The sequence below is a fragment of the Comamonas terrigena NBRC 13299 genome, assembly GCF_006740045.1.
Taxonomy (GTDB): Bacteria; Pseudomonadota; Gammaproteobacteria; order Burkholderiales; family Burkholderiaceae_C; genus Comamonas; species Comamonas terrigena.
The window spans coordinates 3,868,508-3,888,886 of record NZ_AP019749.1; the positions used below are offsets into that span (position 1 = coordinate 3,868,508).

Consider the following 20,379-nt stretch of genomic DNA (forward strand, 5'->3'; position numbering starts at 1 on the left):
GCGCCATGCAACGCCGTCCCACCTCCCCCTGGTACTGGGCTGCAGCGATCGGCGTCTGGGCCTGCGCTGCCATCCCCGCCGCCCCCGCGCAGACCCGTTCCGCCGGCGATCTCACGGCCGAAGCGGAGATCATCCGCAGCGCGCAGCTGTGGATCAGCAAGCACCGCACCGACCTGGCCCGCCAGCACATCGAAAAGCTGCTGCTGGTGCACCCCGATTCGGCCTGGGGCCACGCCACCCTCGGCGATATTGCGCTGCGCGAAGGCAAGGCCGACGAAGCCCGGGCCCAGCTGGAGCTGCTGCGCCGGCAATTCCCCCAGCACCCGGCCACCAAGGAGTTGAGCCTGCTTTCACGCCTGATGGGGCCGGACAGCCAGAAGCTGGCCACCATGCGGCTGATGGCCCAGGCCGGCCGCCTGCAGGAGGCCGCCACGCTGGCGCGCTCGCTGTTCCCGGACGGCCCTCCTACCTCGGGCTCGATGGCGCTGGAGTACTACCAGATCGTCAGCAGCGTCGCACCGGAAGACGACACCGCACTGGACCGCGCACTGCAGCAGCAATACACCCAGACCGGCGATGTGCGCTACCGCATCCTGGCCCTGCAACGCCAGCTGCGGCACGGCTCGACCACGCCGGCCCTGCTCAATGAAATGGCCCGCTTGGCGGACCAGCCCGGCACCGACGAACAGGCCGTTCGCAGCCTGTGGAGCTGGGCCATCGACAAACTGCCCTGGAACGCCACCCCCGCCGCAGCCCAGGCCTATCTGCAGCGCTACCCGCAGGACACGGCCATGCAGCAACACCTGGCCAAGGCCCATGCCGCCCTTGGCGGCAGCACCGGTGGCACGGTTGCCCCTGCCAGCCCAGGTGGTGCAGTCAGGGCAGAAGCCAACGCCGCACCGCCCGCGCCGCCGCCGCCTTCCCCCACCCAGCTGGCACTTCGCACGGCCGACCGCGCGCTGGACCGCAAGGATTTGCCGGCAGCCGACGCCGCGTACCGCCGCGCCTTGCAACTGTCGCCGCGCAATGCCGAAGCACTGGGCGGGCTGGGCATCGTCGCCATGCGGCAAAGCCAGCATGCCGAGGCCGCCGAATTCTTTGCCCAGGCCCTGGCCGTCGAACCCGTGGCCAAGTGGCGCGGGCTGCGCGACACCGCCCGCTTCTGGGCGCTGCTGGCCCGCGGCAATGAGGCATTGGATGCCGGTGACACCGCCACCGCCGCGCAGATGGCCGAGCAGGCCCTGGCGCTTCAGCCCACCAACCCCGAGGCCCTGGGCCTCCAGGCCAACACCCTGCAAGCCCGCGGCCAGCCCCAACAGGCCGAACAGGCCTGGCTGGCGCTGCGGCAAGCCCACCCCGACCACATGCCTGCGGTACGCGCCCTGGTGGGCATGTACCTGGAGCAAAACCGCAGCCGTGATGCCGAGCAATTGCTGGCCCAGCTCCCCCCGGCCACGGCGGCCGAGGCGGCCGGCCTGCGCGCCGATCTGCTGCAGGCACAGGCCGAAGCCGCCCTGGCCCAGAACCAGCCCGTGCAGGCCATGGAGCTGCTGGAGACGGCCTTGCCACTGGCACCCGACAACGCCTGGCTGCGCCACCGGCTGGCACGCACCTATCTGCAGCAGAAACAGCCCGCCCTGGCCAACGCTGTGATGGCCGATGGCGTGGCCCTCGCCCCCACGGATCCCGACATGCGCCAGGCCCGCGCCCTGATCTGGCTGGCCCAGGACCAACCGGATGCGGCCCTGGAAGACATGCAGGCCATTGCGCCGGCGCAGCGTTCACCTTCGCAGACCCTGTTGCTGCAGGAAGCCCGGCGGCAGGTGCTGATCGCCCAGGCCCTGGCCCAGGCCGATGCCGGGCAGCGCCAGGCACTGCTGGCCCAGGCGGAAAACCTGATCGACCAGGACCCCGATGCCATACGCCAGGTGGCCAATGCCTGGTTCGACATTGGCCAGCCCGAACAGGCCGTGGCCCTGTGGGAGCGCCAGCGCACCCACCTGCCCGCCACGCCGGCGCTGGACCTGGCCTACGCCCAGGCACTGGACCGCGCCCGTGCCGACACCCGCCTGACCGCCATCCTGCCAGGTCTGCTGGACCGCAGCGATTGGGCCCCCGAAGACAATGCCAGCCTGCTGGAACTGCAGTCCGGCCTGGAAGAGCGCCGCATTGCCGACCTGCACGGCCAGGGCCGGATCACCGCCGCCAGGGCTCTGGCGCGCGACGTGCCGCTGCGCGAAGGCCCGGGCATCACCCCGGCGCACACCGCTGCCGCCCGTGCACGCCTGCACATGGCCGCCCTGGACAGCGCCGCCGCCCTGCCGCTGCTGCAGCAGGCGGTGGCGGCCGATCCGCAGAACTTCGATCTGCAGGTGGACACGGGCAATGCCTGGGTCCTGGCCGGCGACAGTCACCAGGCCTTGCCCCATGCCGAAGCCGCACAGGCCATGGCCCCCCAGCAGGCCGCCTGGCGCAAGCTGGCGCTGGTACGGCTGTGGCAGCGCATGGGCCGCATGGACGAAGCCCAGGCCGTGCTGGACACCGTGGCCCGCGACCCGCAGGCCGACCGCACCGAGCTGCTGCTGCATGGTGCCCGCCTGCAGCGGGCACAGCGCCATTACGCCCAAGCCTCCCAGCTGTTCGGCCAGGCACTGGACGGCATGGCATCCGCCTCGGCCGCAGAACGCCTGAATGTGGAGACGCAGCGCCAGCAGATCGAATCCCGCAGACAGGCCTGGGTGGAAAGCGGGCTGACACGGCTGCACAAATCCGGCACCGATGGCATCTCCACCCTCAACGGCTGGGAATGGGCCAATGTGGCCTGGATCCCCCGGGGCTACGAAGGGCCCCAGTTCGTGCATGTGGACCGGGTGAGCCTGAACGCCGGTCGCCTGGCCAATTTCGACCCTGCCTTCTTCAACAGCGGCGACATCGACGACCTGCCCGACGTGGCCCGTTTCGGCCAGTTGGGGGCCTCGGCCGTGCGTGCCCAGGACAGCCAGCAGGGCGGCGACTTTCTGCAGCGCTATGCCCAGAGTGGCTGGCGCACCCAGTCCGCGCGCGGCTACAACATCGGTACCGGGCATGACGGCGATGATTTCGGCTGGGACCTGGGCCTGACGGGCATCGGCATGCCGGTGACGAATGTGGTGGGGGGACTGCGCTGGAGCCTGCCCACCGCCACCGACACCAGCTGGACCCTGCGCCTGGAGCGCCGTCCGGTCACGGGCAGCCTGCTGTCCTATGCCGGCGCGCGCGATCCGGTGACCGGCCAGACCTGGGGCGGCGTGGTGCTCAACACCGCCAGTGCCCGGATTGCGGGCGAAACGGACACCGGCTGGGACCTGTCGGCACAGGCCAGCTGGGGCCTGTATACCGGCAAGAACGTGGCCAGCAACCAGCGCATGCAGGTCCGCACCACGGCGGGCACCGATGTCTGGCGCACCCCGTTCCAGCGCGTGTACGCCGGCGCCACCCTGACCGCCACGGCCCACACCCGCGACCTGTCCGAATACTCCTGGGGCCATGGCGGCTACTACAGCCCCAAGCGCAGCCTGTCCCTGGCATTCCCGGTGGAATGGACCGGCCGCGAAGGCGCCTGGACCTGGCGCGTCAAGGCCTCGGTCAGCCTGTCGCAAACGGCATCCAGCACCTCGCCCCTGTACCCGCGCCCGGTCCAGATCCCGCCCGCATGGCAGGCCCTGGCCTCCGACCTGGGCTACCGCAGCGCCGGCGGCTCCGGCACCGGCTGGTCGTTCGCGGCCACGCTGGAGCGGCAGGTCACGCCCAATCTGGCCCTGGGTGGACATCTGTCGCTGGACCGATCGGATTACTACGCACCCACCAATGTGATGCTGTATGCGCGTTACTACTTCGACCCCGTGCGCACGCCCCTGGTCAACTACCCGCGGCCGGTGACACCGTATTCACAGTTCTGAGCCATGCCTGCATCCGCCCCTTCTTCCAGCAACACCCTGTCGGCGCGCATCGGCCGTCTGCTGACCTGGCGGCGCCTGCCCGGCGGCCCGCGTGCGCCGGCGCCCAAACGCCCGCCCGCCACACTGGCCGTGGAGGGTCTGCCCGAGCGCATCGCCGCCCTGCCCACCCGGATGAACACGGCCATCACCGGCCCGGACGATGCCCATTTCCACCGCTGGCAGCAGCAGCTGCTGCGCTCCCTGCTGGCCAGTGCGCGCGGCGTGTTTGTGGTGGCCGACATGCCCCAGGCCATGGACCGGTTGCTGGCCCCTGCCGATCTGCAGGAGGCCTTGCACCAGGGGCGCATCCAGCCCTGGATACTGCCGCTGGAGGCACAGGCCCACATCGCCCAACGCCGGCTGGCCGATCTGCTGTCCGAGCTGCACACCGCCGGACTGCGGCCACACCATGCCCTGCTGTGCACCAATGCGGCAGGCTTGCTGCAGCGCACCCGCCTGGTCCACCTGGAACGCATGAGCGGGCAATGGGTGCATTGGGCCCGCCAGCGCCACCGGGCATCGGTCTGGTGCTTCACCGTGGAAGTGGGTCAGCCTCACATCCGCTCCATCATCAGCGCCCTGGCCCGCAGCTTTCTGTATGCCGCGCACCTGGAAGTGCATGCCACCGAACCCGGCCTGGTGCTGGAGCGCTGGGACAGCCCGCAGGGCGCGCTGTTCAACACCCGCTATGGGCTGGAGCCTGGGCCCGACGGCCTGCTGCGTGCCAATGGCAGCATCGTGCGCGGCTCGGCCGCACGCCTGGCACAGGCACCGGATGCCGAGGTGGTCTATGCCACGCAAGCCTGTCTGAACGAGCTGCGCGCGCTCCCGCAGCACTGGAATGCCGTGGACAACTGGCAGGCGGCGGAAAGCGCCGTGCAGTCCGCGATCGGCGCCACGGTGCTGCTGGATGCCGGCACGCCCGAGCAGTTTGAAGCCCTGGCGACCCTGGTCCACCGCCTGCGCAGCACGCACCCGCCCACCCTGAAAATTGCCGTGCGGGAAACCAGTGCCAAGCTGCGCTCACACCACGAGCGGGCCTTGTTGCAGCTGGGTGCCAACGAGGTGTTCTACGCCGAGATGCGCATGGCCCGCGTGGTGCGCCATGTGCAGAAAATGCGCGACCAGGTCTATATGCGCGACCTGCCGGCGGACTGGAAAGCCATCCTGGCCGATTTCCTGCCCGTGCCCGAACAGGGTTACCAACCACCCGCGCGCTTCATCGAGCTGGTGCGCGACATGCTCGAGCGCGCACAGCGCCAGGATCTGAACCATGCCATGGTGCAGCTGCATCTGCTGCCGCATGTCTCGCACAGCATGGCCCTCAAGGCCTATTGCGGCACCCGCTCCGGGGATCTGCTGACCGCCGACGCGCACAGCCTGTGGCTGTTTCTCTACACCTGCCGGGAGGTGGACCTGAACCCCACCATCGAGCGGCTGTTCTCCACCCCCACCACCAACCTCTTCAGCAGCCAGACCACCCACAGCCAGCTGCCCGGCATTGCCCAGCAGCTGCGGCTGCTGATGGAAGAGAATGAACAGCACCCCCTGCCGGATTACAGCCAGATGCTCGGCGCGGCGCGTGCGATGCCTGCCGCTGCGGGCGCGCTCCCTCCGGTACGGGCTGCCCTCGTCCCCCTGGTCGCCGTCCCGCCGCTGCCAGCGGTCGCTGCGTCTCCGGAGCCGGCGCCCGCGCCCACCCTGATCTGGCAGCCCCACCCACTCGGCAGACAGCCGACTTCGGAGGAGCGTGCACCATGAGCTTCTGGGTTTTCCTGCTGTGGATGGCCTTGGGGATCGTTTTGGCGGTCCTTCTGGCCCGGTACATTCCCCTGCGCCGGCCGGCGCGCGCCCGGCTCAAGCTCCGGCACCAGCGCCTGCGCTACCTGCAACCCTATGCGCCCACACCACCTCCGGCGCCCGCCGCTTCCGAGAAAGGGCCTGCATGCGACTGATTGCACTGACGGCCGCTGCCGGCGGCGCGGGCTGCACCACGGTCGCGGCCCATGTGGCACTGATGCTGCAGACCATGGGCCACGCCTGCCTGGCGCTGGAGCTGCATCCACGCAACCAGCTGGGGGTGCACCTGGGACTGCCCTACCCGGTGCAAAGCGGCTGGGCGGCGCCTGCCGCGCAAGGCCGGTGGTGGGGGGATTGCGCCGTCGCCGCAGCCAACGGCCTGCTGTTCCTGCCCTATGGCCCCAGCAACATGGCACAGCAGCTGCAGCTGTCACAGCAGTGGCTGGACCAGCCCCAGTGGCTGCACACCCAGCTGCAGGGCCTGGCACTGCCGGCGGACACCCTGGTCATTGCCGACGTGGGCCGGCCCACCTCTGCACTGGCCTGGCAGGCGCTGGCCATCGCCGATGCGGTGCTGTGCTGCACCACGCCGGCGCTGGACAGCGTGCATGCGCTGGCGCCATTGCATGCGGGCCTGCCCGCGGCGGCCGGGCCCGACCGGTTCCGCATCCTGACCAGCCGCATCGACGCCCGGCGCCTCAGCCACCAGCGCGGCATTGCCTTGCTGCACGCCCACTGGAAGGCGCATCTGCTGGACGACGTGGTCCATGAAGACGAAGCCGTGCCGGAAAGCTGGGCCGAAGGCAGCCCGGTGCAGCTGCATGCACCCCACGCCCTGTCCTCCCATGACCTGCAGGGGGTGGCACACAGCCTGCACCTGTGGCTGACGGCCCCACCACCGGGGGCGCCCGCATGAGCCGGGGACAGCACACCCTGGCGTGGCTGGCCAACCAGCTGCGCGTCGACCAGCCCGCCCAGCTGGGGTCCTGGGTGTGGCGCCTGTTTGTCTACCGCTCCGCCGCCACGCCCTGGCAACCGGTCACGGCAGGTGAAGTGCCCGACCCTCTGCAATGGCTGGCGCGGCACCTGGATGTCCCGCGCAACGCCAGCCTCTGGCAATGGCTGCTGCGCCTGGTGGTCCGCCCCGGCCCGGCCCCGGGCACCCTGACACCGGCCATGCGCGCCATCAGCTGGGTGCTGCATGCCGTCGGCTGGCTGCTGCACCGGACCCTGGCCACGGTCTGGCACCTCCTGGCCTGGCCCATGAACCAGATGCTGCGGCTGCTGGGCGCCCTGGGCCGGCGTGTAAACCGATGGCAGCTGGGCCCGCAGGCCGAACAGCTGGTCGCCCCGGTGCTGCAGCGCAAAGGCATGCCCCAGCTCGTGCTGGCCCTGGGGGGCGCCATCATCCTGCTGGTCATCACCACCCCCATGAATGGCTACGGCCAGTTCATCTTTCTGGTCCTGGCATGGATGCTGTCCATCGTGCTGCGCCAGATCCAGGGGCGATTTGCCGCACTGGCCCTGGCCACCATCAGCCTGGTCGCCATGGGCCGCTATGCCTGGTGGCGGCTGAGCCACACCCTGACCTTCGATACCTGGCTGGAAGCCATGCTGGGCTACGGCCTGCTGGCGGCCGAGGCCTACACCTGGCTGGTCGTCGTGCTGGGCTTCATCCAGACCGCCTGGCCCTTGCACCGCCGGCCTGCCCCGCTGGTAGGCGAACCGGATGCCTGGCCCACGGTGGATGTCTTCATCCCCACCTACAACGAACCGCTGGAAGTGGTGCGGCCCACCGTGCTGGCCGCGCTGGCCCTGGACTGGCCGGCCGACAAGCTGCGTGTCTACATCCTGGACGACGGCAAGCGCGAGGAGGTACGCACCTTTGCCGAAGAGTTCGGCGTGGACTACATCACCCGCCCGGACAACCTTCACGCCAAGGCCGGCAACCTCAACCACGCGCTCGCCATGACGCACGGGGATCTGGTGGCCATCTTCGACTGCGACCACATCCCGGTGAACAGCTTCCTGCGCACCGCCGTGGGCTGGTTCCAGCGCGACCCGCAGTGCGCCATGCTGCAGACGCCACACCATTTCTTCTCACCCGACCCGTTCGAACGCAACCTCGGCACCTTCCGCCGCGTCCCCAACGAAGGGGCCCTGTTCTACGGGCTGATCCAGGATGGCAACGACTTCTGGAACGCCACCTTCTTCTGCGGCTCCTGCGCCGTGCTGCGGCGCGGCCCGCTGATGGAGGTGGGAGGGATTGCCGTGGAAACCGTCACCGAAGACGCCCACACCGCCCTCAAGCTGCACCGGCGTGGCTACCGCACCGCCTATATCCGCGACATCCAGGCCGCCGGTCTGGCCACCGAAAGCCTGTCCGCCCACATCGGCCAGCGCATCCGCTGGGCACGCGGCATGGCCCAGATCTTCCGGGTAGACAACCCTTTCCTGGGCAAGGGCCTGGATCTCTGGCAGCGCATCTGCTACGGCAATGCCATGCTGCACTTCTTCTTCGGGCTGCCGCGGCTGGTCTTCCTGACCGCTCCCATGGCCTACCTGTTCTTCGGGCTGCACATCATCTCCACCTCGTCGATGCTGCTGCTGCTCTACCTGATTCCCTACATCGTGCAGGCCACCATCGCCAACGCCCACATCCAGGGCCCGTACCGCCACACCTTCTGGGCCGAGGTCTACGAGACCGTGCTGGCCTGGTACATCACCCTGCCCACCACGGTGGCGCTGATCGCGCCCAAGCTGGGCAAGTTCAACGTCACCGCCAAGGGCGGCCTGGTGGAAGAGGCCTATTTCGACAGCCATATCTCGCGCCCCTATGTGCTGCTGGTGCTGCTCAACCTGTCCGCCCTGCTGTTCGGGCTGTGGCACCTGTTCTTCTCCGAGCAGCGCGATACCGTGGCCCTGCTGCTGAACCTGGTGTGGACGCTCTACAGCGTCTTCATGCTGGGCGCGGCCATGGGGGTGGCTGGCGAAACCCGCCAGGTGCGGCGCATGCACCGTGTGGCCACCGAGCTGCAGACCGTGCTGTACCTGCCCTCCGGCCACACCCTGCCCGCGCAGTGCCATGACTTCTCGCTCAGCGGACTGGGACTGCGGCTGGCACCGGGCCAGGCCATCAGCGCCGGCATGCACATCGACGTGGGCCTGTGGTCTGAGGGACAGGAGCACACCTTCCCGGCCCAGGTCACCTCGCACAACAGCGAGGGCATCATGGGCCTGCAGTTTGGGGACATGACGCACCAGCAGCAGATCGCGCTGGTGCAATGCACCTTCGCCCGCGCCGAAGCCTGGAAAGGCTGGAGCAACACCTATGAAGCCAACAACAGTGCCCACACGCTGCGCGACATGCTGCAGATGAGCGGCAAGGGTTACCGCGTGCTGCTGGCGTACCTGCTTGGCCAGTTGCGCGGCCTGTGGAAGGCGCCCACTCCAGTCCCCACCCCGTTGCCTGCGCCTGCGCACACGCCGCTGAACTACGCCAGCTACCAGGCGGCACAGGTGCATGCGCCATGAAGAACCGCGTGCTGTCCCCCTCTCTCCCTTCCAACCGCCACCCGGTTGCCGGCAGCCTGGGCTGCGGCGGGTGTTTCGCTACCGCGCCGCAGGCGCGTACAGCGCAGGTATTGCCATGAGCTTCTGGGCGTTTTACTTCCTGGCCAAGACGGCCCTGCATTTCACCGGCCACCTGCACATGCAGTGGCTGCCCAATCTGTTGCTGGCCATCTGGGTCTTCTGGCCCGTGCGCAAGCCGCACTGGCTGCGGCTGCGCACCCTGGCCGGCATCGTCTGCGCCGTGCTGCTGCTGTACGCCGAAAGCGGCCTGCCCAGCCTGGAGCGGGCCTTTTCACAGGCCCACCTGCTGGCCGGCTTCAGCACCCGCTACACGCTGGAGCTGATCGGCCGGCTGGTGAGCTGGCAGCTGCTGCTGGGACTGGCCGCCGCCCTGGCGGTGTATGTCCTGCTGTCCGCACGCATCCGCTTTGCCACATTTGCCATCCTGGGCATCCTGGGAGTGGGCCTGCAAGCCGCCTGGCAAACCACCCAGCAGCCGCGCAACGGCATGGCAGCCGCCGCCGCATCGGTGCCCATGGGCACGGGCGGCCCCGCCGGCAACACCACGCTGACCCCCGACAGCATGCTGACCGCCTTTTTCGACCGGGAGCAGCAGCGCAAGGTGGTGCTGCAGCATCCCGCCAGCGCATTCGATGTGGTGGTGCTGCATGTCTGCTCGCTGGCCTGGGACGACATGACCCATGTGGGACTGGCCGAGCACCCCTTCATGACCCAGGCGCAGATGGTGTTCAGCCAGTTCAACAGCGCCTCCAGCTACAGCGGCCCGGCATCGCTGCGCCTGCTGCACGGCATGTGCGGCCAGGCCACGCACGAAGGGCTGTACCAGGGTCTGGACCGCAGCTGCTATGTGTTCCCGGCCCTGGAAGGCGTGGGCTACCAGGCCCATGGCCTGCTGAACCACGACGGCGTCTACGACAACTTCGCCAAGGAACTCGAAGAGCGCGGCGGTCTGGGGGGCAAGCTGCAGTCCAACCAGGGTGCCCCTGCGGCCTACCGCAGCTTTGACAACAGCACCATCTTCAGCGACTACGGCACCCTCCACCAGTGGCTGGAAAAACGCAAGGCCCTGGACAGCCAGGCCCCGGTGGCGCTGTACTACAACTCCATCACCCTGCATGACGGTGTGCACGCGCCGGATGCCAGCGCCAGCAACAGCATCGCCACCTACAAACCCCGGCTGCAGCAACTGCTGGACGACTTTGCCCGCTTCACCCAGGAGCTCAAGGCCAGCGGTCGCCCCACGGTGCTGATCATGCTGCCCGAACACGGCGCCAATCTGCGCGGCGACAGCATGCAGATTCCCGGCATGCGCGAGATCCCCACGCCACGCATCACGCTGGTGCCCACCCTGGTGTACCTGCTCAACACGCCCACGCCGCCCGAACCCCAGGTGCGCGTGGACAAGCCGGTGAGCTATGTGGACCTGTTCACCCTGCTCAACGGCATGTTCCAGAATTCGCCTTTCCAGGCGGGGTCCCCTTCATTGGAAGCGCGCAGCCAGGCCATGGCCGGCACCGATTTCGTGACCGACAACGAAACCGTGACCATGCTGCGCATGCCGGATCAGCGCTACTGGATGCGCTCCAAGGACTCCACCACCTGGGTGCCGTACCAGCCCTGAACGGCACTGCCGCCGGGCGCACCGTGCCGTGGCCTGCCGCATGCCGCCCGGCAGCGGGGCTGTCGCCGCCCCGGCTGCCAGCGGCGGCCATTGCTGGCACACTGCGGGACTGTTCTCCCCTGTGACACTTCCCATGCACCCCCATGCCGATACCCTGTGGCGTGGTCCGCGCTGGACCCTTGCCGTGCTGCTGGCCGTGCTGGGCATGCTCGGCCCCTTCGCCATCGACACCTACCTGCCCGCGTTCTCGGGCATTGCGCGGGCGCTGGACGCCACGCCGCTGCAGATGCAGCAAACGCTGTCGGCCTATCTGTTCGGCTTTGCCTTCATGAACCTGTTCCACGGGGCCCTGGCCGACAGCTTTGGCCGCCGCCCGGTGATCCTGGGCGGTCTGGCGGTGTTCACCCTGGCATCGGCCGGCTGCGCGCTGTCGCAGGATATCGGCCAGCTGGTGTTCTTCCGCGCGCTGCAAGGCCTGTCCACCGGCGCAGGGGTGGTGGTCTCGCGCGCCATCGTGCGCGACATCTTCCCGCCCACCGAGGCCCAGCGGGTGATGAGCCAGATCACCATCTTCTTCGGCGTGGCCCCGGCCATCGCCCCCATCATGGGTGGCTGGCTGTTTGTGCACCTGGGCTGGGCCAGCATCTTCTGGCTGCTGACAGGCATCGGCGTGGTGCTGCTGGCCGTCAACTGGCGGCAGCTGCCCGAATCGCTGCATGCCAGCCAGCGCCAGCCCTTTGACGTGCGCCACCTGATGCGCGGCTATGGCGAGCTGTGCACCGATCCGCGTTTTCTGCTGCTGGCCCTGGCCAGCGGCGTGCCGTTCAACGGCTTTTTTCTCTACGTGCTGTCGGCCCCGGCGTTTCTGGGCGACCACCTGGGCCTGGGCCCCACGCAGTTCTTCTGGCTGTTCCTGCTGACCATTGCCGGCATCATGGGCGGCGCCTGGGTCAGCGGCCGGCTCGCCGGACGCATTGCGCCCAAGCGGCAGATCCGCCACGGTCTGCTGATCATGACCGTGGTCTCCATCGCCAATGTGGTGGCCAATCTGCTGCTGCCGGCCCATGTCGGCTGGGCGCTGCTGCCGGTGGGCATCTACGCGTTCGGCTGGTCGCTGATGGTGCCGGTGGTCACGCTGCTGGTGCTGGATCTGTACCCGCTGCGCCGGGGACTGGCGTCCTCGCTGCAGGCCGTGGTGGGGTCGACCGCCAACGGCCTGGTGGCCGGCGTGCTGGCTCCGCTGGTCATGCATTCCACCGCGGCCCTGGCCCTGGGTTCGGCCGCGCTGATGGCCATCGGCCTGCTGTCGTGGATCTATCTGCACCACCGCTGGCCGGAGATCGGCCGCACGGCCGCGTGAAGCACCCGTCCTAGTCGAACGCCAGCTCGCCCACCATGGGCTGGCCGGCTTCCAGCACCAGGCCGGCCCCCTGCAGCACGATGGCATTCATGCCGAAGGTGATGGCGCCGTCCATGCGCGCATCTGCACGGTAGGCCGCCAGCGCGGTGCTCACGTCCAGGCTGCTTGCGGCGGTAGCGGGGTCGATGTCCGGAATCGGGCAGCGCGTGCAGGGCTTGACCGGGCGCAGCGTGACCACGCCGCCCGCGGTGCGGATGTGCAGCTGGGCCAGATGGTCTTCCTCATGGGCCTCCAGCCCGTCCAGCACCAGGTTGGCGCGAAAGCGCAGCAGGTCCACATGCGGACCACCGGCAGACTGCACGCGTTCGGCCAGCTCGGAGCCTGCCGCGGTGGTGGTCACCAGCAGCGGGTAGCCATCGGCAAAAAAGGTACTGGCGGCCACATCGCCCGTCCATTTGCGGCTGCACGGGCGCTGGCGGCTGCGGTCAAAGCGCACCAGACGGCAGTCCGTGCCCAGGAAGGCACTCAGCCACCCTGCCACCGCATCGCCCTGGTCGTGGCCGGTCACGCGGTCGTCCCACACCTCCACCTGCTGCAGGGCGGCCTCGGCCGGCGGCTGCACCACATGGCGCACCTGGCCGGGGGCCTGCAGCGCCAGCACTTCGCCGCCATCCAGCAGCTCGGGCTGGATCAGCACCATGCGCGGGTGGCTGCGCTGGGTCAGAAACACGCCCTCCGGATCGACCACCATCCATTCCCGGTCCTGGGCCAGCCCGGTGGCGTCCAGCCGCACCGCGGGCACTTGCACCCCGGCGCAGGATTTGACCGGGTACACCCACAGCTGGGCAATGCGGCCCTGCACATCGGCCGAAGTCTCCACCGCATCCCATGATGCTGCTGCCATTTTTTCGTCTCCTTCTGATCTGACCCCGGTCTGCCCGGTCCCGCGGGTGATTGGAACATGGCAGCACGCCAGCGGGGGCCAGCGCCGCCCTCCTACAATGCAGGCCATGGCGCAATCCTTTGACGTATGTATCCGTGGGGCCGGCATTGTGGGCCGCACCCTGGCCCTGTTGCTGGCGCGCGAGCGGCTGCGTGTCGCCCTGGTTGCCACCCCGCCTGCCCCTGACGCAGCGCGCGATGTGCGTGCCTATGCGCTCAACACCAGTTCCAGGCAGCTGCTGGCCTCGCTGCGGGTCTGGCCCGACCCCGTCCACGCCACCGCACTGCGCCACATGGAAGTGTTCGGCGATGAAGGCGGCAGCGTGCATTTCGATGCCGGCGCCCAGTCGGTCGATGCCCTGGGCTGGATCGTCGATGTGCCGGCGCTGGAAAACCGCCTGGTCGAAGCCGTGCGCTACCAGCCGCTGGTCGAAGTGGTCGAGCGCCCGGTGGACGCCCCGCTGACCGCCATCTGCGAGGGCCGTGCCAGCAGCACACGCAGCGAATTCGGCGTGGAGTTTGACGTCACCCCCTACCCCCAGCACGCCCTGGCCACGCGCCTGGTCTGCGAAAAGCCGCACGGCCAGGTGGCCCGCCAGTGGTTCAGCGCCGACGGCATCCTGGCCTTGCTGCCGCTGGACGGGCCCGAAGGCCACACCGTGGCCGTGGTCTGGTCCACCGCTCCCGAAGCCGCCCAGCAATGGAAAGATGCGGCGCCCACCGATTTCACCACCCGGCTGCAGGAGCTGAGCCAGCACGCCCTGGGCACGCTGGAGCTGCAAGGCCCGCGCCTGACCTGGCCGCTGCAGCAGGCCGTGGCCCGCCGCTGGAGCGGTGTGCAGCCCGGCAACCCGGCCGCCAGCTGGGTGCTGGCCGGCGACGCCGCCCACAATGTGCACCCGCTGGCCGGCCAGGGCCTGAACCTGGGCCTGGCCGATGTGCAGGCCCTGGCGCGCATCCTGCAGGAGCGCGATGCCTGGCGCAGCACCGGCGACAGCAAGCTGCTGCGCCGCTACGAGCGCGAACGCAAGGCCGGCCTGGCCCCGATGGGACTGGCCATGGACGGGCTGCAGCAGCTGTTCAGCCGGCCCGAAGCGCCGCTGCAGGCGCTGCGCAACTGGGGCATGCAGGCGTTCGAGCGCAGCGGCCCGCTCAAGGACTGGATGGCCCGCCAGGCCATGGGCCTGTGACCCTGGAGGGCACCTCCCGGCGCTGACCGGGGAACCTTTGCCGCCCAGGCCACCCCAACCCTTTGTTTTTGCCTCTTATTGCACGGTTGTATTCATGAAGCTGATTCCCTCTGCCCTGCTTGTCGCCGCAGCCCTCACCCTGGGCCTGGGCGCCCATGCCCAGGACGCCAATCTGAAAAAGACCCTGGCCGAGCGCATTCCGCAGCTGGACAAGATCGACGAGATCCGCCCCACGCCCATGCAGGGCCTGTACGAGGTGCGCATCGGTACCGACCTGTTCTACACCGATGCCAAGGGCAACTACCTGATCCAGGGCGAGCTGATCGACACCAAGGCCCGCCGCAACCTGACCGAAGACCGCATCACCAAGCTGACCGAGGTGCAGTTCAAAGATCTGCCGCTGCAGGACGCCTTCACCGTCGTGCGGGGCAAGGGCGAGCGCAAGCTGGCCGTGTTCGAAGACCCGAACTGCGGCTACTGCAAGCGTTTCGAGCGCGACATGCAGAAGGTGGACAACGTCACCATCTACATGTTCCTCTACCCCATCCTGAGCCCGGACTCGGCCGAGAAATCGCGCAACATCTGGTGCTCCAAGGACAAGGTTACCGCCTGGCACGACATGATGCTGCGCGACAAGGCACCGGCCGCCGCCAGCTGCGATGTGACGGCCCTGCAGCGCAACCTGGCCCTGGGCAAGAAACACAAGATCACCGGCACCCCCACGCTGATCTTTGAAGACAACAGCCGCGTGCCCGGAGCCATCCCGGCTTCCGAGGTGGAAAAACACCTCGCCGCCGCCAAACGCTAAGCCCCTGGGGCCTGCCGCCGTGCAGGCCCTGTTCTTTTTTGCGGCGCGGCCGCCAGGCACGCCGCCCTCTCTCTCGCCGACGCCGCCATGTCCACATCCCTCCCCAAAAATACCGCCCCATCGGACCCCAAGCTGTCGGCAGCGGCAGCGCACGCCGTGTCCACCGAGGCCCTGGAGCCGCCCCATGCCCCGCTGCAGTACCGGGTGGAAGCCCTGGACCTGCACGCCCACCTGTTTGCCGTGCGCCTGCGCATTGCCGCGCCCCAGGCCGGCCAGCAGCTGTCGCTGCCGGTGTGGATTCCGGGCAGCTACCTGGTGCGCGAATTCGCCAAGAACCTGCAAGGGCTGAAGGCGACCCAGGGCCGCAAGGCCATTTCCGTGCAGCAGCTGGACAAGCACCGCTGGCAGCTCGACTGCAAGGCCGGCCAGCCGGTGGAGCTGCACTGGCAGGTCTGCGCCTATGACACCTCGGTGCGCACCGCCTGGCTCGACAGCCGGCGCGGCTTTTTCAACGGCACCAGCCTGCTGCTGCGTGTGCATGGCCAGGAGCGCACCCCGCATGCATTGGAAATCGCCCGCTCTGCCGCCACCCCGGCCGACTGGCTGCTGGCCACGGGCCTGACACCCCATGCGGTGGACGCCCAGGGCTTTGGCCACTATCTGGCGGCCGACTATGACGAGCTGGTGGACTGCCCGGTGGAACTGGGCGCCTTCTGGCAGGGCCGCTTCACCGCCTGTGGCGTGCCCCACCGCTTTGTGGTGGCCGGCGCCCCGGCCAGCTTTGACGGCGACAAGCTGCTGCGCGACACCCAGACCATCTGCGAAGAGGAAATCCGTTTCTGGCATGGCAAGGGCAAGAAGCCGCCGCACCGCAGCTACGTGTTCATGCTCAATGCCACGGACGACAACTACGGCGGGCTGGAACACCGCAACTCCACCGCGCTGATCTGCGGCCGGCGCGACCTCCCGCGCAGCGCCAGCGCCCTGGGCGAAGGCGGCAAGCAACCCGAGGGCTACACCACACTGCTGGGCCTGATCAGCCACGAGTACTTCCACACCTGGAACGTCAAGCGCCTGCGCCCGGCCGAATTTGCCCGCTACGACTACAACGCCGAGAACTACACCCAGCTGCTGTGGTTCTTCGAAGGCTTCACCAGCTACTACGACGACCTGCTGCTGCGCCGTGCCGGCCTGATCGACAACGCCCAGTACCTGGCCCTGCTGACCAAGACCATCAACCAGGTGCAGCAGACGCCCGGTCGCCAGGTGCAGAGCGTGGCGCAGTCCAGCTGGGACGCCTGGGTCAAGTACTACCGCCAGGACGAGAACACCGCCAACGCCACCGTCAGCTACTACACCAAGGGCTCGCTGGTGGCCCTGTGCCTGGACCTGGCACTGCGCCGCGAAGGTCCGGTCACGCTGGACCAGGTGATGCGCGGCCTGTGGACCCGCTGCCACGGCGGCCCGATGGCCGAGGCCGATGTGCTGGCCGTGCTGCAGGAGCTGACGGGCCGCAGCTGGGAAACCGAAATCGCCCAGTGGGTGCACGGCACCGGCGAGCTGCCGCTGGCCGAACTGCTGGCCGCCCACGGCGTGCTGCTGCAGGCCGACCGCCCGGCCCTGGCCCAGCAACTGGGCCTGCGCGTGCAGGACAAGCGCAGCGTGCTGATCAAGACCGTGCTGCGCGGCGGCCTGGCCGAACAGGCGGGCCTGATGGCCGGCGACGAATGGCTGGGCGTGGAGCGCGCAGGCGGCGACGGCTGGCGCCTGAGCAAGCTGCAGGACCTGCCGCTCTACACCCGCCCGGGCGAGGTGGTGACGGCCCTGGTCGCCCGCGACCACCAGCTGCTGCGCCTGTCGCTGCAATTGCCGGCTGCGGCCAAGGCGGCCGCCCGGCCGGCGCTCAAGCGCTCGGGCAAATCGCCGGCAGCGCCCGACACGGAAACGCCGGCCAACATCAAGCTGGGCATGCAGGATGCCGCCGTGGCCGCCAAATGGCTGGCGGCACAGTGAAGCGCTGCCTGCCCGCCAGCGCCGCTGTTTCAGGGTCTGGCCGTAGGTGACTGTACGGACGGGCGGCTTGGGTATAGTTTCTCCATCCACCCGTCCTATAAACATACCTACGGAGATAGCCCCTTGGCCTACGAAACCATCGAAGTCCGCGTCGAAGCGGACAAAGTCGGCGTCATCACCCTGAACCGCCCCAAGCAGCTCAACGCCCTGAACGACCAGCTGATGAACGAGCTGGGCGAGGCGCTGAAGGCCTTCGAGGCGGACGAAAAGATCGGCTGCATGGTCATCACCGGCAGCGAGAAAGCCTTTGCGGCCGGCGCCGACATCAGCGCCATGGCCAAGTACAGCTTTGCCGATGCCTACCGCGGTGACTTCATCACCCGCAACTGGGAAACCATCCGCAGCATCCGCAAGCCCGTGATCGCCGCCGTCAGCGGCTTTGCCCTGGGCGGTGGCTGCGAGCTGGCGATGATGTGCGACTTCATCATCGCCGCCGACAACGCCAAGTTCGGCCAGCCCGAAATCAAGCTGGGCGTGATCCCCGGCGCCGGCGGTACGCAGCGCCTGCCCCGCGCCATCAGCAAGAGCAAGGCCATGGACATGTGCCTGACGGCCCGCATGATGGACGCCGCCGAGGCCGAGCGCAGCGGTCTGGTCAGCCGCGTGGTGCCGCTGGACAAGCTGATGGAAGAAACGCTGGCCGCAGCCATCACCATCAGCGGCTTCTCGCAGATCACAGTGATGGCCGCCAAGGAAGCCGTGAACCGCGCCTATGAAGGCCAGCTCTCCGACGGCCTGATGTTCGAGCGCCGCCTGTTCCATTCCCTGTTTGCCACCCAGGACCAGAAGGAAGGCATGGACGCTTTCCTGAACAAGCGCCCGGCGAACTTTACCAACCAATAAAAGCTGGTATATAATTTCTGTCTGTCGGTCGTATAGCTCAGTTGGTTAGAGCGCAGCATTCATAATGCTGATGTCGTAGGTTCAAGTCCCACTACGACCACCAGAATCCCTGAAACCCGCAATGCGCAAGCCTTGCGGGTTTTTCTTTGCCTGCACGCTGTGCGGTGCTTTGCCGCCCCTGCGCCGTGGCGGGGCGCAGCCCCGGCAAGGGCATGGCGCTGCAGACCGGGCTGCTGCGCAGCGACCGGACACAAAAAATTGCCCACTTTCGTGCGGGGCCACCTTTTTTCCCCCTAGAATCGCGCCCTGTCGGTCGTATAGCTCAGTTGGTTAGAGCGCAGCATTCATAATGCTGATGTCGTAGGTTCAAGTCCCACTACGACCACCAGGACACCCAAAACCCGCAGTGCGCAAGCCCTGCGGGTTTTTTCTTGCGTGTGCGGCCTAGCCGCCCCTGCCATACACAGTAGCCATCCGCACGCCGTCATCCAGGCAAGCGCCCCAGCACCAGTACAGCAAGTTCGAAACCGCTATCTACACCGGCTGCCGTTTGTCAGCAATGGACTACAGCCCTGGCTTTTGCAGCACCTGCGGCCGATCCGGTCTACGGCACCGGCCTGCAAGCCGGTGGTTACCGACTGGACCACAAGACGTTACAAGTCGGGTGACCGGCTTATCTCGGCGGATGGTGTTGGCGATGACTGCCGGCTCCCGACACACACCGTAGCGCTGCCCAGAAAAACAATAAATACCTTCATTTTCAACAACTTGCAATACCAACCCATGCATGCAACGGGACGCCATTTGGTGGATTTCGCAAAGCTACATAAAGAGCGCATCCGCTGGATTGACGTCTTTTTGTAACATTTATCCACGTATCGATGTGCGCTACGAGCCGGTACAGTCTGTCCCTGTCAATGCCATGAAGATGGCCGCCATGTCAGATAAATTCCTACACGCAAGGTGAGGGAACCAGACTCCGCGCACCGACGCACCCTGACTTCAGTTCCCCCATTGGGTTCTTCACAATCCATTCCATCAGATCGACAACAGCGCAAGACCGCAGCGATCTGAAAGACCAATCACTTTTGACTGGACTCCAAAGGAAAGGAACACCCAATGAACAACGACCAACTGCTCGCCGAGATCCGTGAAGCCAACCTCACCTACCTGATGCTGGCGCAAACCCTGATCCGCCAAGACAAGGCAGAAGCCGTGTTCCGTCTGGGCCTTAATGAAGACGCCTGCGACATCCTGGGTGCCCTCTCCGCCGCACAAGTTCTGAAGCTCGCCTCCCGCAACACCTTGCTGTGCAGCTTCCGTGTGGACGACGAACTGGTCTGGAGCCTGCTGACCAACCACAGCAGCAACAAGATCGGCAACGAAGCCACCAACACGCTGCACGCCAACATCCTGATGGCCAGCCGCGTCTCCGAAGTGCTGTAAGGCACACGCTGATTGCCCCACGCAACCACACACGGAGAAACCACCATGGCCACCACCACCAAGAGCGTGCTGAACGAGTCCAAGCAGATCGAACGCGCTGCCATGCTGATCGGCATGGGCGCCCGCATGCAGGTGCTCGAGTCCGAAACCACGCTGTCGTATGAGCGCCTGATCCGCCTCTACAAGGAAATCGCAGGCAAGTCGCCGTCCAAAGGCCAGCTGCCGTTTTCCACCGACTGGTTCCTGACCTGGCAAGAAAACATCCACAGCTCGCTGTTCCTGAACATCTACGAATACCTGTCCAAGGGTGTGGAGCTGGATGCAGTGGAGCAACTGACCAAGGCCTACCGCCTCTACAGCGAACAGATCGAAGCCGCCGGCCTGGATCTGATGCTGTCCTTCACCCGCGCCTGGCGCCTGGTGAAGTTCGTGGACGCCAATATGCTGACCCGCACCAAGTGCTCCAAGTGCTCCGGCATGTTTGTGACCGAACCCTATGAAAACGCACGCCACTACGAATGTGGCCTGTGCAACCCGCCGGCCCGTGCCGGCAAGAGCAAGAGCGCAGGTGCGCTGATGCTCCACTGATTCACCCGTTCCCCTTTGGAAAACTCAACGCTTTCCGATTCATACCGCCCCGTCGCAAGACCGGGCGGTTTTTTTATGGGCGCCTGAAATAAAGGCGACGGGCGCACCGCATCTCCTACAGCGTGCTTCGCAGCGCC

14 protein-coding genes and 2 tRNA genes are annotated in these 20,379 nt (G+C 67.5%); 15 read left to right on the plus strand and 1 reads right to left on the minus strand.

Annotated features, from left to right (window positions below; translation table 11 throughout):
• The first annotated feature begins 5 nt into the window (after nucleotides 1-5).
• From CT3_RS17585 to CT3_RS17615, 7 genes are all read left to right on the plus strand, one after another.
• Nucleotides 6-3,938 (plus strand): cellulose synthase subunit BcsC-related outer membrane protein, encoded by a 3,933-nt coding sequence (locus CT3_RS17585; RefSeq protein WP_066537513.1) that lies wholly within the window; start codon nucleotides 6-8, stop codon nucleotides 3,936-3,938.
• 3 nt (nucleotides 3,939-3,941) lie between these two features.
• Nucleotides 3,942-5,738: a BcsE family c-di-GMP-binding protein gene (locus CT3_RS17590; protein ID WP_066537520.1), complete on the plus strand. Its 1,797-nt coding sequence runs from the start codon at nucleotides 3,942-3,944 to the stop codon at nucleotides 5,736-5,738.
• Complete coding sequence (locus tag CT3_RS17595) at nucleotides 5,735-5,932, plus strand: hypothetical protein (protein WP_066537522.1); 198 nt, start codon at nucleotides 5,735-5,737, stop codon at nucleotides 5,930-5,932. Before CT3_RS17590 ends, CT3_RS17595 begins: the two co-directional genes overlap by 4 nt.
• On the plus strand, nucleotides 5,923-6,693 hold the full coding sequence (bcsQ, locus tag CT3_RS17600) for a cellulose biosynthesis protein BcsQ (RefSeq protein WP_066537525.1): 771 nt from the start codon (nucleotides 5,923-5,925) through the stop codon (nucleotides 6,691-6,693). Before CT3_RS17595 ends, bcsQ begins: the two co-directional genes overlap by 10 nt.
• On the plus strand, nucleotides 6,657-9,311 hold the full coding sequence (gene bcsA / locus CT3_RS17605; protein ID WP_227657921.1) for a UDP-forming cellulose synthase catalytic subunit: 2,655 nt from the start codon (nucleotides 6,657-6,659) through the stop codon (nucleotides 9,309-9,311). The genes bcsQ and bcsA overlap by 37 nt, the downstream gene beginning before the upstream one ends.
• 115 nt (nucleotides 9,312-9,426) lie before the next feature.
• Complete coding sequence (gene bcsG / locus CT3_RS17610; RefSeq protein ID WP_066537549.1) at nucleotides 9,427-10,992, plus strand: cellulose biosynthesis protein BcsG; 1,566 nt, start codon at nucleotides 9,427-9,429, stop codon at nucleotides 10,990-10,992.
• A 133-nt stretch (nucleotides 10,993-11,125) separates the two neighbouring features.
• Nucleotides 11,126-12,352 (plus strand): multidrug effflux MFS transporter, encoded by a 1,227-nt coding sequence (locus CT3_RS17615; protein ID WP_066537550.1) that lies wholly within the window; start codon nucleotides 11,126-11,128, stop codon nucleotides 12,350-12,352.
• Between the two features lie 10 nt (nucleotides 12,353-12,362).
• Here CT3_RS17615 and CT3_RS17620 read toward each other — a convergent pair whose 3' ends face one another.
• The gene (locus CT3_RS17620) at nucleotides 12,363-13,256 is read right to left on the minus strand and encodes an MOSC domain-containing protein (RefSeq protein ID WP_066537552.1); all 894 of its coding nucleotides are present in this window, start codon (nucleotides 13,254-13,256) and stop codon (nucleotides 12,363-12,365) included.
• Nucleotides 13,257-13,362: 106 nt separating this feature from the next.
• Here CT3_RS17620 and CT3_RS17625 point away from each other — a divergent pair, with 106 nt between their 5' ends.
• The 8 genes from CT3_RS17625 to flhC all read left to right on the plus strand — a co-directional run bounded on the left by CT3_RS17625 (nucleotide 13,363) and on the right by flhC (nucleotide 20,242).
• The gene (locus tag CT3_RS17625; protein WP_172591771.1) at nucleotides 13,363-14,484 is read left to right on the plus strand and encodes an FAD-dependent monooxygenase; all 1,122 of its coding nucleotides are present in this window, start codon (nucleotides 13,363-13,365) and stop codon (nucleotides 14,482-14,484) included.
• A 94-nt stretch (nucleotides 14,485-14,578) separates the two neighbouring features.
• Nucleotides 14,579-15,292, plus strand: coding sequence for a DsbC family protein (locus tag CT3_RS17630; RefSeq protein ID WP_066537559.1), 714 nt, complete (start codon nucleotides 14,579-14,581; stop codon nucleotides 15,290-15,292).
• Nucleotides 15,293-15,379: 87 nt separating this feature from the next.
• Complete coding sequence (locus tag CT3_RS17635; protein ID WP_083520457.1) at nucleotides 15,380-17,305, plus strand: M61 family metallopeptidase; 1,926 nt, start codon at nucleotides 15,380-15,382, stop codon at nucleotides 17,303-17,305.
• Nucleotides 17,306-17,428: 123 nt separating this feature from the next.
• Nucleotides 17,429-18,208, plus strand: coding sequence for an enoyl-CoA hydratase (locus CT3_RS17640; protein ID WP_066537561.1), 780 nt, complete (start codon nucleotides 17,429-17,431; stop codon nucleotides 18,206-18,208).
• Between the two features lie 26 nt (nucleotides 18,209-18,234).
• Nucleotides 18,235-18,311 (plus strand) — tRNA-Met (locus tag CT3_RS17645).
• 208 nt (nucleotides 18,312-18,519) lie between these two features.
• A tRNA-Met gene (locus tag CT3_RS17650) sits at nucleotides 18,520-18,596 on the plus strand.
• A 731-nt stretch (nucleotides 18,597-19,327) separates the two neighbouring features.
• Nucleotides 19,328-19,654, plus strand: a complete 327-nt coding sequence (gene flhD / locus CT3_RS17655) for a flagellar transcriptional regulator FlhD (RefSeq protein WP_066537563.1) — start codon at nucleotides 19,328-19,330, stop codon at nucleotides 19,652-19,654.
• Nucleotides 19,655-19,699: 45 nt separating this feature from the next.
• A complete protein-coding gene (flhC, locus tag CT3_RS17660; RefSeq protein ID WP_066537566.1) occupies nucleotides 19,700-20,242 on the plus strand; it encodes a flagellar transcriptional regulator FlhC in 543 nt (180 codons plus the stop codon).
• Nucleotides 20,243-20,379 lie beyond the last annotated feature (137 nt).

Excerpts from the sequence above, each read along its gene's own strand:
- CT3_RS17625 (WP_172591771.1), top strand. The coding sequence starts at position 13,363 with ATGGCGCAATCCTTTGACGTATGTATCCGTGGGGCCGGCATTGTGGGC.
- bcsG (WP_066537549.1), top strand. The coding sequence starts at position 9,427 with ATGAGCTTCTGGGCGTTTTACTTCCTGGCCAAGACGGCCCTGCATTTC.
- CT3_RS17595 (WP_066537522.1), top strand. The coding sequence starts at position 5,735 with ATGAGCTTCTGGGTTTTCCTGCTGTGGATGGCCTTGGGGATCGTTTTG.
- CT3_RS17585 (WP_066537513.1), top strand. The coding sequence starts at position 6 with ATGCAACGCCGTCCCACCTCCCCCTGGTACTGGGCTGCAGCGATCGGC.
- CT3_RS17630 (WP_066537559.1), top strand. The coding sequence starts at position 14,579 with ATGAAGCTGATTCCCTCTGCCCTGCTTGTCGCCGCAGCCCTCACCCTG.
- CT3_RS17615 (WP_066537550.1), top strand. The coding sequence starts at position 11,126 with ATGCACCCCCATGCCGATACCCTGTGGCGTGGTCCGCGCTGGACCCTT.
- bcsQ (WP_066537525.1), top strand. The coding sequence starts at position 5,923 with ATGCGACTGATTGCACTGACGGCCGCTGCCGGCGGCGCGGGCTGCACC.
- flhC (WP_066537566.1), top strand. The coding sequence starts at position 19,700 with ATGGCCACCACCACCAAGAGCGTGCTGAACGAGTCCAAGCAGATCGAA.
- CT3_RS17590 (WP_066537520.1), top strand. The coding sequence starts at position 3,942 with ATGCCTGCATCCGCCCCTTCTTCCAGCAACACCCTGTCGGCGCGCATC.
- CT3_RS17635 (WP_083520457.1), top strand. The coding sequence starts at position 15,380 with ATGTCCACATCCCTCCCCAAAAATACCGCCCCATCGGACCCCAAGCTG.
- flhD (WP_066537563.1), top strand. The coding sequence starts at position 19,328 with ATGAACAACGACCAACTGCTCGCCGAGATCCGTGAAGCCAACCTCACC.
- CT3_RS17620 (WP_066537552.1), bottom strand. The coding sequence starts at position 13,256 with ATGGCAGCAGCATCATGGGATGCGGTGGAGACTTCGGCCGATGTGCAG.